Source organism: Selenomonas sp., assembly GCF_052169755.1.
In the GTDB taxonomy this organism is placed as follows: Bacteria; Bacillota; Negativicutes; order Selenomonadales; family Selenomonadaceae; genus Selenomonas.
Map to the genome: position 1 here is coordinate 1 of NZ_JBQNBV010000059.1, position 12,053 is coordinate 12,053.

12 protein-coding genes and 1 pseudogene are annotated in these 12,053 nt (G+C 58.2%); 10 read left to right on the forward strand and 3 right to left on the reverse strand.

Features of this window, described 5'->3' with window-relative positions:
- From ACTTKG_RS05615 to ACTTKG_RS05625, 3 genes are all read left to right on the forward strand, one after another.
- A partial coding sequence (locus ACTTKG_RS05615; protein ID WP_442673271.1) for a sirohydrochlorin cobaltochelatase occupies positions 1-760 on the forward strand: 760 nt, incomplete at its 5' end.
- Positions 735-2,027: a metallophosphoesterase gene (locus ACTTKG_RS05620; protein ID WP_442673272.1), complete on the forward strand. Its 1,293-nt coding sequence runs from the start codon at positions 735-737 to the stop codon at positions 2,025-2,027. The genes ACTTKG_RS05615 and ACTTKG_RS05620, both read left to right, overlap by 26 nt.
- 31 nt (positions 2,028-2,058) lie before the next feature.
- A complete protein-coding gene (locus ACTTKG_RS05625) occupies positions 2,059-2,751 on the forward strand; it encodes a flagellar brake protein (RefSeq protein ID WP_442673273.1) in 693 nt (230 codons plus the stop codon).
- Between the two features lie 141 nt (positions 2,752-2,892).
- On the opposite strand, the gene ACTTKG_RS05630 is transcribed toward ACTTKG_RS05625, so the two are convergent.
- Positions 2,893-4,194 carry a M18 family aminopeptidase gene (locus tag ACTTKG_RS05630; protein WP_442673274.1) on the reverse strand — a complete coding sequence of 434 codons (1,302 nt, stop codon included), beginning with the start codon at positions 4,192-4,194 and terminating at the stop codon, positions 2,893-2,895.
- Complete coding sequence (locus ACTTKG_RS05635; RefSeq protein WP_442673275.1) at positions 4,191-5,579, reverse strand: sodium:solute symporter family protein; 1,389 nt, start codon at positions 5,577-5,579, stop codon at positions 4,191-4,193. The genes ACTTKG_RS05630 and ACTTKG_RS05635 overlap by 4 nt, the downstream gene beginning before the upstream one ends.
- Before the next feature lie 223 nt (positions 5,580-5,802).
- Between ACTTKG_RS05635 and ACTTKG_RS05640 the strand changes: the two genes are divergently transcribed.
- From ACTTKG_RS05640 to ACTTKG_RS05655, 4 genes are all read left to right on the forward strand, one after another.
- A complete protein-coding gene (locus ACTTKG_RS05640) occupies positions 5,803-6,447 on the forward strand; it encodes an NfeD family protein (RefSeq protein WP_442673276.1) in 645 nt (214 codons plus the stop codon).
- A 27-nt stretch (positions 6,448-6,474) separates the two neighbouring features.
- Positions 6,475-7,461: a flotillin-like protein FloA gene (gene floA / locus ACTTKG_RS05645; protein WP_442673277.1), complete on the forward strand. Its 987-nt coding sequence runs from the start codon at positions 6,475-6,477 to the stop codon at positions 7,459-7,461.
- A 27-nt stretch (positions 7,462-7,488) separates the two neighbouring features.
- Positions 7,489-7,956 carry a dihydropteroate synthase gene (locus ACTTKG_RS05650; protein ID WP_442673278.1) on the forward strand — a complete coding sequence of 156 codons (468 nt, stop codon included), beginning with the start codon at positions 7,489-7,491 and terminating at the stop codon, positions 7,954-7,956.
- Positions 7,957-8,050: 94 nt separating this feature from the next.
- A complete protein-coding gene (locus ACTTKG_RS05655) occupies positions 8,051-8,920 on the forward strand; it encodes an NAD(P)-dependent oxidoreductase (protein ID WP_442673279.1) in 870 nt (289 codons plus the stop codon).
- A 10-nt stretch (positions 8,921-8,930) separates the two neighbouring features.
- On the opposite strand, the gene ACTTKG_RS05660 is transcribed toward ACTTKG_RS05655, so the two are convergent.
- Positions 8,931-9,332 carry a GtrA family protein gene (locus ACTTKG_RS05660; protein WP_442673280.1) on the reverse strand — a complete coding sequence of 134 codons (402 nt, stop codon included), beginning with the start codon at positions 9,330-9,332 and terminating at the stop codon, positions 8,931-8,933.
- A gap of 99 nt (positions 9,333-9,431) precedes the next feature.
- Here ACTTKG_RS05660 and ACTTKG_RS05665 point away from each other — a divergent pair.
- The 3 genes and pseudogenes from ACTTKG_RS05665 to ACTTKG_RS05675 all read left to right on the forward strand — a co-directional run.
- A pseudogene (locus tag ACTTKG_RS05665) lies at positions 9,432-9,899 on the forward strand (heme NO-binding domain-containing protein); the annotation flags it as partial.
- Positions 9,900-10,610: 711 nt separating this feature from the next.
- Positions 10,611-11,228 (forward strand): methyl-accepting chemotaxis protein, encoded by a 618-nt coding sequence (locus ACTTKG_RS05670; protein WP_442673281.1) that lies wholly within the window; start codon positions 10,611-10,613, stop codon positions 11,226-11,228.
- 69 nt (positions 11,229-11,297) lie between these two features.
- The coding region (locus tag ACTTKG_RS05675) for a ChbG/HpnK family deacetylase (RefSeq protein ID WP_442673282.1) at positions 11,298-12,053 on the forward strand (756 nt) is incomplete at its 3' end.

Sequence of the window (12,053 nt, forward strand, 5' to 3'; positions counted from 1 at the left end):
TCTTGTCATGAGTTTTGGCACGACCTTTAAGGAGACACGCGAAAAGACGATCCTTGCTGTGGTGGAAGAGATACGGCGCGAGCATCCGAATGCCAAAGTGATGCTCGCGTTCACTTCGCACATCGTCATCGAGCGTGTCAAGGCGAACGAGGGGATTTCCTATCCGACGCCTGAAGAAGCGCTACAAAAACTCAAGGATGATGGATATAAGCGCGAGGTGTTCGAGGAGTGCCGCACATGGTTTTACAGGATGACGCTCGGCACGCCGCTCGTGTATTGGCAGGGGCAGGAGGAAAAGCGCGACGATGTCGCCGATGTCATGACTGCTGTCGCCAAAGATCTGCCGCCATGTGCTGCGGATGAAGCTGTTCTCCTCATGGCGCATGGCACGCCGCATCCGGCAAATGCTTATTACACCGTTATGCAGGAACGCTTGGAGCAGCAGGGACAGCATCACATCTATATCTACAGTGTGGAGGGACGGCCGCATTTGGATGATGTTCTGCCGAAACTGAAAAAGGCGTGTATAAAAAAGGTCACGCTCGTGCCGCTGATGCTTGTGGCAGGCGATCATGCGACGAATGATATGGCAGGCGACGCGCCGGACTCGCATAAGGCTGTTTTGGAACGGGAAGGATTCGTCGTGCAGACGATTCTTCGGGGTATCGGCGAAAACGATGCTGTGCGCAAAATTTTTACAGCGCGTGCGCAGGAGGCGTATGAGGCGCTGTACGATGGAAGTTTGTGCAATGATGTCTGAAGCGTTCGCTATTTCGCGCCGCAGGTTTTTGAACATATCATCAAGAACCGTTGCTGCACTGGGGCTTTTCGGTCTTTTTCCTGCATCATGGCGGCGGGTGTTTGCCGCCGATGGTCCGGATGCGTTTTTTGTGCGTCAGATCATCACGGAGGATAGTCGGACTTCGCGCATGATCGCTTGGGAGTCTGCCGTGAGCGAGCCGGAGGCTGTCGTCGATCTGCGGTGTGCGGGTGCGGCGGATGTTGCTTCGTTTGCTGCGCGTGAGAAGGTTTTCGTCGACGGCGGCGAGCGGCTTTTTTCGCACGAGGCTCTTTTGACAGGGCTTGCTCCCGATACTTCGTACGAGTATCGCCTGCGCACGGGCGATACGGCGTCGCCGTGGTTCTCGCTTCAGACGGCGGCGGATGGTACGTTCAAGGCGTTGATATTTCCTGATTCGCAGTGTTCGGACGGCTATCGCACATGGCGAAATGCGGTGGAGAAGGCGGCGCAGCAGCAGTCGGACGCCGACTTTTTCATCATGATGGGCGATCTTGTCGACAATGGCGAGGCCGCCTACCAATGGCGGCAGTGGTTTGAAGGGGCGGCGAAGATCATCGCCCGCCTGCCGTGTGCGCCTTTGATGGGCAATCATGAGGCGTATGATCTCAACTGGCAGTGCCGCTTGCCTTTGGGCTGGCTCGGCTATTTTCCTGTACCGGGGAACGGCAGTCTGCATTTTTCGGGCTGGTATTATTCGTTCGACTGGGGAGTGTGCCACTTTGCTGCGCTCAATACGCAGTGGGAAGAAGTCGATGCGCTGCGGGCTGGACTTTTCGAGGAGCAGGCTGCATGGCTGCGCCGTGATCTGGCGGCGAGTCGCAAGAAGTGGAAGATCGTCTTGATGCACAAGGATATCATCGAGTACGATTATCCTGATGGGAGCGATCCTGTCACGGGCGATATCAGTGCGACGGGGCGGGCGCTGATGCCGATCTTCGACGAGCTGCGTCCCGACGTCGTCTTGACGGCGCATCAGCATACATATCGGCGGCTCGGGCATATTCTGCACTTTGCGCCGAGCGAGGATGGTCCTTTTTACATCGACACAGGCAACTGCGGCAACTGCTACTATGATGTGCCGCAGAATATGCGCTTTGACAAGAAGATGCTCGCGCAGCCCGAACGCGGCAATTATATGACGCTTGAGGCGTCCGCAGGGCAGCTGCGCTTCCAGTGTTTTCTGCCTGACGGCAGCCTTGCCGACGAGGTGGTTTTGCAGAAATGATGGAATGGATATTGCAGAAAGCAGAGGGAATATGACGACAGAGAATGGGACGGCAGAGCGCTTTGCGCCGGAAGAAGCGCTTGTCTTAGAGGAGAAAATTTATTTTTTGCAGGAGAATGGGAAGAAAACGCGCGTGGGAAGACTCAAAGAGATGTCGGTGGATCGTCTCGTCGTCGAGATGCAGATGACGGACGCAGAATATGCGCATGGTCCGGAGACGAACGCGCATTTTCGCTGCGCCATGCCGAGCGAGAAGTGCACCTATCGATTCGAGTCTGCGTTTTGTGCGAGCAGTCCGCTGCCCGATCGCATCTGGTACATGGAGCTTCCCGCTGAGGTCGAGCGTCAGCAGAAGCGCGATTTTGTGCGCGTGCCCGCGCCGTTTCCCATGCAGGTAACGCTGTCGAATCTTTACGGCGGCAAAAATAAGCCGAAGGAGACGACGCTCGTCGATCTCAGCGGCAACGGTGTGTCCTTCGTTTGGAAGGAGCCGTTGGAAGATGGTATGGAAATCGAGATCTCCATACCGGATTTGCCGGCTGTCGGCGAACTTCATACGACAGCCGTTGTCATGCGCTCGATCGACCGTACGGCGCTTGCAACGCCCGTTTATCATATCGGCGCACATTTTGCCAAGTACCTCGACAAGAGGCAGCAGAATCAGCTGGTGCGATGTATTTTTTTGCTGCAAAGAAAGTATCTGGAACGTGGGCTTGGCATTTAAGGAACGCTGTTAAAAGGAAGTCGCAGAGGTTTGTGAAGATAGGCGTTTGACTAGATCTGTGATTTCTTAAAACGCACCCCCGAAAGTCCGAGATGGATTTTCGGGGGTGCGTTTGCATTTTGTGAGAGTGCGTGCAGATTTTTAGGCGAGGAATACTTTCAGAAGCCGTTCCAGTGCATCTTGATCGGCGCAGCCCATCGTTTCCCTTGCGGAGTGCATGGCGAGCAGCGGCGCGCCGATGTCCATCGTGCGCACAGGAACGAAGGATGAGGCGATGGCGCCGAGTGTGGAGCCGCCGCGGCTGTCGGCGCGGTTCACGAAGCGCTGCCAGGGGATCGCGTGCTCTTCGGCAAGCGCCCGCACGATGGCGACGGCTTCGGCGTCGCCCGCATAGCTTTGTGATGCCGCCTGCTTCAAGACGACGCCTGCGCCGAGCGTCGGACGCACGTTTGGGTCGCTCTTTGCCGCGTGCGAAGGATGTACGGCGTGCGCTACATCGACGGAGAGCAGGAAGCCGTCGGCGAGTGCGCGGATGAGAGCGTCGCTTTCGTCCGTGAATTCTTGATAGATGCGGCGGAGCACGTCGCTGAGTACGGTGGAGCCTGCGCCTTGCTTCGTGCGGCTGCCGACTTCTTCGTTGTCGAAGAGTGCGATGAGGCGAAGCCCTTCGTCGGGACGTGTTTCTTCGATGCCCTTGAGGCAGGCGAGAACGGATGTGAGGTTGTCGAGCCGGGGGGATGAGATGAATGCGTCGTCCATACCGAAGGTGCAGCCTGTCTCGCATGGATAGGCGCTGAGATCGTAGGAGAGAATCGCCGTCGGTTCTACGCCGCAGGAGGCGGCAAGCCACGGGAGGAAGAAATCGCTTTTTGCCGCTTCCGCACCGACGAGAGCGGCGAGCGGCAGCATGTCCTTTTGGGCGTTCAGGGCGCCGCTTTTGTTGACCTCGCGATCCATGTGGATGGCAAGGCTCGGAATCGTCATGAGCGGTTTTGGAAAATCGACGAGCTTCTCTTCGGGATGAAAGGCGTCGCTGCCGCGCAGCATGACTTTGCCTGCAAGGGAGAGCGGGCGGTCGAGCCATGTGCGCAGAATGAGACCGCCGTATGGCTCGACGTTCAAGCTGCCATAGCCGTCGCTTGCTATGCCTGCGGCGGGTTTCAGGCGAAAGCATGGGAAGTCCGTGTGCGCCGCTGCCATGCGAAGCGGTGCGCCGCAGCCTGCGAGAGATTTTTCACCGAGGGTGAAAGCGAGGAGCGTCGAGCCGTAGACTTTGACGAAGTAGCGTCCGCCGGGAAAAAGCCGCCATGCGGCGGCGGGATGCAGCTCTTGGAAGCCCGCGCGGTTTAGGCGTTCTGCGCTTTTTTCGACGACATGGAAGGGCGATGCGGCGCAGGTGATGAAGTCGATCAGTTCTGTTGCTGTCGGGTTTGTCTTTGTCATGAGAGGATCCCTCCGTTGTTTTTCGGTGGTTTTTTGCAAAGTTTTGGCAAGATGAGCGCGGCGCTCGTGATGAGGCCGATGAAGAGCGGGTGTATGGAGCTTTTGCATACGATTGCCGCTGCAGCGGCTGCCGTCGAGAGAAGCATGGAAGCGACGGCGCGGCGCGGCGAGAGGCGCCCGGGCAGGAATACCGCTGCTGTCAGCGGCAGGAAGATGCCGCCGCCGCGAAGTGCCATAGACAGGTAGTTCCAGACGAGGACTTCGCTGTCGATGGCAAAAAGTGCGAAGAGGGCGGCAAGTCCCATCACGAGAAGCACGGTGAGACGGTGCAGGAGAAGCAGCCGCTTTTCGCGCGTCACGGCGAAAAATGGCGCGAATACGTCGTGTGAGAGCATGGTTCCAATACCGAGCGAAAGACCGCCGATGCTGCCGACGAGGGAAAGTACGATGCCGCCCATAGCGACGCTGCCGATGAAAACGCCTGCGTGTGTAAAGAGGTAGGCGGGCAGTGCGAGGATGGGCGCGATGTCGGGCGCTGCCGCGTGCATGTAGACGCCGATGATGGAGCAAGGCAGACCGACGGGAATGACGATGAGCGCGGCGGTAAAGGCGCCGACAGCAGCCGTGCGCGGGTTGGCGGCGGAGAAGATGGCTTGGATGTAGGATTGTGTGGATAGGATGCCGACGATGAGAGAGAGGAGCCCTGCGGCGATGCTTTCTGCACCAGCGCTCATAAGGCTCAGTGTCCCCTCTTTCAGCGGTGTGTTCACCGTGACCTCGGGCAGACCTTGCCATGCGGCGATCCCCGCGAAGCAAAGACTCAGCCACAGGATGAGCATTTTCAAGACGCCGCCGACGCCGGCGCTTTTCATGCCGCCGAAGAAAACGTATCCGGCGACGAGTGCGACGAGAAAAAGCGCCGCTTTGCCGTGACCGACGCCAAAAACGGCGGCGATGAGATGAAGTCCCGGCAGCGTGCTGGCGACGGCGCTGAAGAAGATGCCGATGGAAGATACGAGACTCGAAAAGACGCCTGCGGGCTTGCCGTAACAGATGCCGAGAAACTGCGGGATCGTCTCAAGTGCGGTGCGCCGCAAGGGACCGGCGTAGAAAAGTCCCATGAGGATCAGGGCGATCCCCGTGCCGAGTGTGAACCACCAAGCGGAAAGTCCGAGGGAGAAGGCGAGCTGCGCCGTGCCGACCGTCGCGCCGCCGCCGACGCAGGTGCCGGCGATCGTACCCGCGACGAGCGGCGCACCTGCACTGCGCCCGTTGAGGCTGAAGCCTTCCGCCGAGTGAATGGAACGCGCAGCGTAAAGCCCGACGGCGATAACGAGTGCGATGGTCGAGAGCATGATCGCAAGCTGCTCTGCGGAAATCTCCATAGCGTGAAAACCTCCCCAAATATTTTCTGAGGGAAACCGTCCTTGCTGCAATTATACGCCCGCAGGGGCGTGAAAGGCAAATCATTCCTTAAAGAGAAAAGTCTATAGCGTCATGGGTATTCTCTCCTGTAATTTTAACGATTGCAGGCAGGGTTTCGCCCTTTTCTATGGAATATATATAGGAAAGGCAGAGGTAGGAAAGGCTGAGGAAGGATGTGATCGTATGGAATTCGTCGGAGCGATGCCTCTTTTGCAGGTCCTGCTTGTCGCTGTGATTTTTCTCGCCGTACTTGTGGAGATCAAGACGGGCGGCACGGGGTTCGGTGTTTTGCTCGGTCTTGCGGCGGCGGGCGTGTTTTTCAGCAGCCAGTACGTCAAAGGGCTTGTGAGCCTCTATGAGGTTGCCGTCTTTCTTGTCGGCGTCCTGCTGATCGTGGCGGAGGCGCTCTTACCTGCTACAGGCGTTTTAGGGGCGCTCGGCGTTGCGGCGATGCTATACAGCGTTGTCCTCGCGCTCGGCGGCGACGTCAATGCGCTCTATGCACTTTTTGCGGCAGCTGCGATCGCGCTCGTCTCCTTTCTTTTGCTCGTGCGGTTTTTGCCCAAGAGCCGCCTTTGGAAGAGGGTCGTGCTGCATGATGCTTCGACGAGTGCAGGCGGCTATGTGAGCGCGGCAGAGCGCACGGATCTCGTAGGAAGGGAAGCGACCGTGCTGACCGATGTGCGTCCGGCTGGCTCTATCCTCATCGAAGGCATGTCCGTTGACGTCGTTTCCGAGGGCGCTTACATCGAGAAGGGCGAGCGCGTCTATGTGGCAGAGGTGCATGGCAGCCGCATCGTCGTGCGCCGTGTCTGTGAAACGGTTTGATTGGAATTTTTACGGGAGGGGTTCTTCATGGAAGGCGTTATCGCATTGGCATTTCTCTTTGTCATCGCCGTTGTTGTCGTCATGGTTTTTCTGCACTTTGTTCCCATTGGTCTTTGGATTTCGGCGATTGCGGCGAATGTGCCCGTGAATATCATCACGCTCATCGGTATGCGTATGCGCCGTGTGCCACCCGGCAAGATCGTCATGCCGCTCATCAAGGCGAACAAGGCGGGGCTGAATGTGCAGGTCAATCAGCTCGAAGCGCACTATTTGGCGGGCGGCAACGTCGATAAGGTCGTCGATGCGCTGATCGCGGCGCACCGTGCGCAGATTCCCCTGCCGTTCGAGCGCTCCGCCGCCATTGACCTTGCGGGGCGCGACGTGCTCGACGCCGTGCAGATGAGCGTCAATCCCAAGGTCATAGAGACGCCGATCGTCTCCGCCGTCGCTATGAACGGCATCGAGCTGAAGATCAAGGCGCGTGTGACTGTGCGCGCCAACATCGATCGCCTCGTCGGCGGCGCGGGTGAGCCGACGATCATCGCCCGCGTCGGCGAGGGTATCGTCACGACGGTCGGCTCCTCGGCGAGCCACGGCGAAGTCCTTGCGAATCCCGACGTCATCTCCAAGACCGTACTTGGCAAGGGGCTTGACGCAGGAACGGCGTTTGAGATCCTTTCCATCGACATCGCCGATGTCGATGTCGGGCGCAACATCGGCGCGGAACTGCAGACCGACCAAGCCGAAGCCGATAAGCGCATCGCGCAGGCAAAGGCGGAGGAGCGCCGCGCTATGGCGGTCGCCAAGGAGCAGGAAATGAAGGCTTACACGCAGGAGATGGAAGCGAAGGTTGTCGAGGCGCAGGCAGAAGTGCCGCACGCGATGGCAGAAGCCTTGAAGAGCGGCAATCTCGGCGTCATGGACTATTACAACCTGCGCAATGTGCAGGCGGACACCGACATGCGGACGGCGATCAGCGAGGCGGGCGCAACCCCGTCGCATCCGGCGAAGTAAGACGGAAAAGGGAAGGAGACAGACGGTATGAGCGTCACGGGTATCATCCTATTCGTCATATTTCTCCTCGTCACGAATTTGCTCGACAAGAAGAAGCGCAAGGCGCGGCAGCAAAGGCAGTCCGAAGCGCTCGAACCGCCCGTCGATTTGCGGGAAACGGTGATAGAAACGCAGGGAGCCGTGCAGTCGGAAGAGATGCAGGCTTTGCTTCGCCGCTTCTTTTCCGCGCAGGAAGCGGCGAGCGAGGAGCCGAGCGCACCGCGAGCGGCGGCTGCTGTCCAAACGGCGGCTTCTCTTGCGATAGATGGAGTCGATGCGCCGCCGCATAAAGCCGTGCAGCGGCAAGAAATGGAGCAGCCGCCGCGGGAGCCGGCTGCTTCGGGCGCTTTGGCGCTCGACTTTACCCCCGCTGCCATGCTGCAGGCGGCTGTACTTGCGGAAGTCATCGGACGACCCAAGGCGCAGCGCGGACGAAGCCCCTATTTTCGTCCATGAAGAGAGAGAACCCCGACGCTTCGCAGATCGCGGCAAGCGGCGGGGATTTGCACATTTATAGAAAATAGGAAAAAATATCCAAGGAGGCAGGATCATGGATAGAGAGCGTATCGGCTTTATCGGTACAGGCGTCATGGGAAGCAGCATGGCGAGAAATCTTATGCGGGCAGGATATCCCGTCAGCGTCTACACGCGCACGAAGAAAAAGGCGCAGGCGCTTCTCGATGCGGGCGCGTGCTGGGCGTCTTCGCCCGCAGAGCTTTCGAAGGAAGCGGACGTCGTCATCTCCATCGTCGGCTATCCGAAGGACGTTGAGGAGATCTATCTCGGTGCGGCAGGCGTCTTGTCCGTGAAAAAGGGCGGCGCGGTCATCGACATGACGACGTCGAGCCCCGCGCTCGCGAAGAAAATTTTCGCCGCTGCGAAAGAGAAGGGCGTCGATGCGCTCGATGCGCCCGTTTCCGGCGGCGACATCGGTGCGCGTGATGCGTCGCTCGCCATCATGGTCGGCGGTGAAAAAGAGGCGTTTGAGAGGTATCGTGACATCTTCGCCGCTGTGGGAAAAAATGTGCGCTATTTCGGTGCGGCAGGCAGCGGGCAGTTCGTCAAGATGAGCAACCAGATCGCCATCGCCTCGAACATGCTTGGTGTCGCCGAAGCGATGGCGTATGCGAAAAAGAGCGGACTGGACGCCGAGGCTGTGCAGCAGACGATCGCCGCCGGTGCAGCCGGCTCGTGGTCGCTCACGAACCTCGCGCCGAAGATGCTGGCAGGCGACTGGTCGCCGGGATTCTTCATCAAGCATTTCCTCAAAGACATGCGCATCGCCATCGAATCGGCGGAGGAAATGGGGCTTGACCTGCCGGGACTGAAGCTCTCGAAGAAGCTCTATGACGAGCTTTCGGTGCGCGGCATGGACGACTGCGGCACGCAGGCGATCTTCCGTTGGTATACGGAGAAATGAGACAATCAGCTCATGCTCTGCCGAAGGCGAAGAGCTTCACGGCGAGGAATGTCACAGGCACGCCGAGGACGGCGGCGATGATAAACGCTGCAAGGCTCGGAAAACCGAGCTGATTGTAGAAAATAAAGACGATGACGTTCTGAATCAAATAGTTCGGGATGTAGGAAACAGCGAACTTCAGGCATTTTTCAAGGGCGAGCGGCTCGTGGAAGATCAAGCGGCTGTTCAGTGCGTAGGCGATGAGGTTCGCGAGGATGTAGCCGATGTTGAACGCGAAATTCGTATCGAGGAAATGTTCTAAGGCGCTCGCCAGCAGGCTGCCGTTGAACGTGTTGAGACAGCCGACGGCGAGAAAGAGCAGAAATTCGCGGGAAAAAAAGTGACGGCGTAAGTTTTTGAAAAGCATGGGCATAAAATACCTCCCTTTCGCTGCATTATTGCCAGTATAGCATAAACGCAGTGAAAGAGGGAGCGGAAATGACCTGCGAGGATTGAGAGAATAGGAGTGTTTATGAAAGGAACTGTTGTGGCGACGTGGATGGACACGGCGCAGAAACTTTGGGGCGATACGGCTGTCCGTGCGGCGTGTCAGGCGGCTGGTTGGTCGGCGGGGCGTATTTTTACGCCTTTGGAGGATGTGGCAGACACGGAGGTCCGCACCTTCTTCGATACTTTGGCAAAGAATATGGGGCAGACGTCGGATGCCATTTGGCACGAAGTGGGACGCGACAATATTCTGACCTTCGCATCGGTTTATCCGTCCTTTTTCGAAGGCAAGAACATCTATACGTTCCTCGCCTCGATCTACAATGTGCATGTGGAAATCGTCCGAAAGATTCCGGGAGCGAATCCGCCGCTCTTGAAGATGACGCCGCTTTCTGAGCATGAGGCGGAGCTGCTGTATAAGTCGAAGCGCAATCTCAGTTCGTATTTTCGCGGCTTATTGAAAGGGGCGATCGACTACTTTAAGGAGCCTGTCGAGGTCAAGGTCGTGGAGGAAGGAAACGGCGTGGTGCGTCTGCGCCTCCACTTCAAAGAGCGCATCTTGGAGAAGAGACGCTTTGCGCTCAACTGCCTCTTAGGCGTTTTGGCGCGATCTTTATCGGTAAAATTTGCGTTCGTTTCTTTTGCTGCGGCTCTTTTTTTCAGCGCGCTTTTCTGGCTTTTCGGAGCGCCGTCTATGGTGTTTTTGTTCCCCGTCCTCATGGGCGCTGTGACAGGCGCTGCGGCGGGCGTTCTGCTCTCGCCGCTTCGTCTGCTGCGGCGGGAACTTACCGCTATTGCCGAGCATCGCTTCTCGGCGGATCTCGTGCTCTCCTCGCGCGATGAATTTGAGGAGATGGGCGCTTTGATCGATGCTTATAAAAAATCGGTACGCGCCGACTTCACGGGCTTTCGCGGCATGGGCGACGAACTTATCGCCTACGGCGGCAAGTTCAATGAGCTTGCGAGCAACATGAGCCAAGCGTCTGCGCAGATCGCCGAAGTCGTAGACAACGTGGCGGAAGCGACGACGGGGAGCGCTTCTTCGACGGGGCAGGTGGCGGAAGTGCTGCGCCGGAATGTTGAAGCGCTGCAGCAGGTCGTTTCTTCGCAGGAGAAAAACAACAAGAGCCTTGCAGAAGCCGTGGACAATGTGGCGCGTGGCTTTGAAGGCGTGCGCAGCTCAAGCGATGCGCTCGGCAAGAGCATGGAGAACTTCGCTGCCGTGCGCGATGCCGCCGATTCCTTGAAGCAGGAAACGGAGAAAATCATCTCCATCGCCAACATGGTGACGGAGATCGCTTCTCAGACGAATCTCCTCGCTTTGAATGCTTCGGTCGAAGCGGCGCGCGCCGGCGAGCAGGGCAAAGGCTTCGCCGTCGTCGCGCAGGAAATCGGCAAGCTTGCCGCCGAATCGCGCGAGCAGGCGGATACGATCACCTCGGATGTGCGCAACATCACACGCATCATCAACAATGTCGTCGCAAGTATCGACGCTGAGTATCATGCGCTCGGCAGGGAGAGCGGCGGGCTTGTGCAGGTCGTCGAGAGCAACGGCGCCTTCGTTGCTAACATCCGCGAAGTATCGACGAGCATCAGCGGTATCATCCTGCGGCTCAACGATGAGATGGGGCGTATGAACGACGCCATCGGTCAGGTGCGGACGATCGCCGGACTTTCAGAAGAAAACTCCGCTGCAGCGAAAGAGGTCAACGAAACGGTTGGCGATCACCACGAGAAGCTGCAGGATATGATGCAAAAGATCCAAGACTTCCAGAAAATCGCCGTATCCTTCTCCGATGATCTCAAAAATTTCAAGATATGACGATCTTTGGGCAGCGTGCGCTTTCGCTGAGGTTCATGGGTATAGAGATGAAACGGATGTGTGAAGAAGTTGAAGCGGATTATCGTCAATGCCGATGATTTCGGGCGGCATGTGCGCATCAATGAGGCGGTGGAGCGGGGAGCCGTCGAGGGCGTGCTGCGCTCGGCGACCCTGATGGCGGGGGGCAGGGCTTTTGCCGATGCGGCGGAGCGCGTGCGACGTCTGCCGCAGTTGGGATTGGGCATACACTTCACGCTGGTCGACGGCTTTCCGATCCTGCCGCCTGCGGAGATTCCTTCGCTCGTCGATGAAAACGGCGTCTTTCTGCCGAACTACGGCGCTTTTTCCAAGCATTATGCAAAGGGCGGCGTGCGGCTTGCCGAGGTGCGTGCCGAACTTTCCGCGCAGATTCGAAAGATCGAGAATGCCGGTCTTCGCATCGACCATGCCGACAGCCATCAGCACATGCACGCCCTGCCGGGCATTGTGGAGGTCGTCATCGGGCTTTGCCGCGAGGCGAAGATTCCGGCGCTTCGCGCGCCGTTTGCGCCGCTCTTTGCAGGCGGCTTCGGGGGCGTCGGGCAGTTCATCGGGCGTGTCGGTCTTTCGCTCTTGGCGAAGAACGCTGCGAGTTTGGCAAGAAAGGCGGGGCTTTTCGTACCCGAACATTTCGCGGGTATCGTCGCGGGAGAAGCCGTCGATGAAGCGGCGCTTCTTGCCGTGCTCAAGGGTCTGAAAGAAGGCACGACTGAAGTCATGATGCACCCGGGCACAGCAAACGAAGAACTCGCGCGAGATTGTGGCTGGCGGCATGACTTCGAAGCG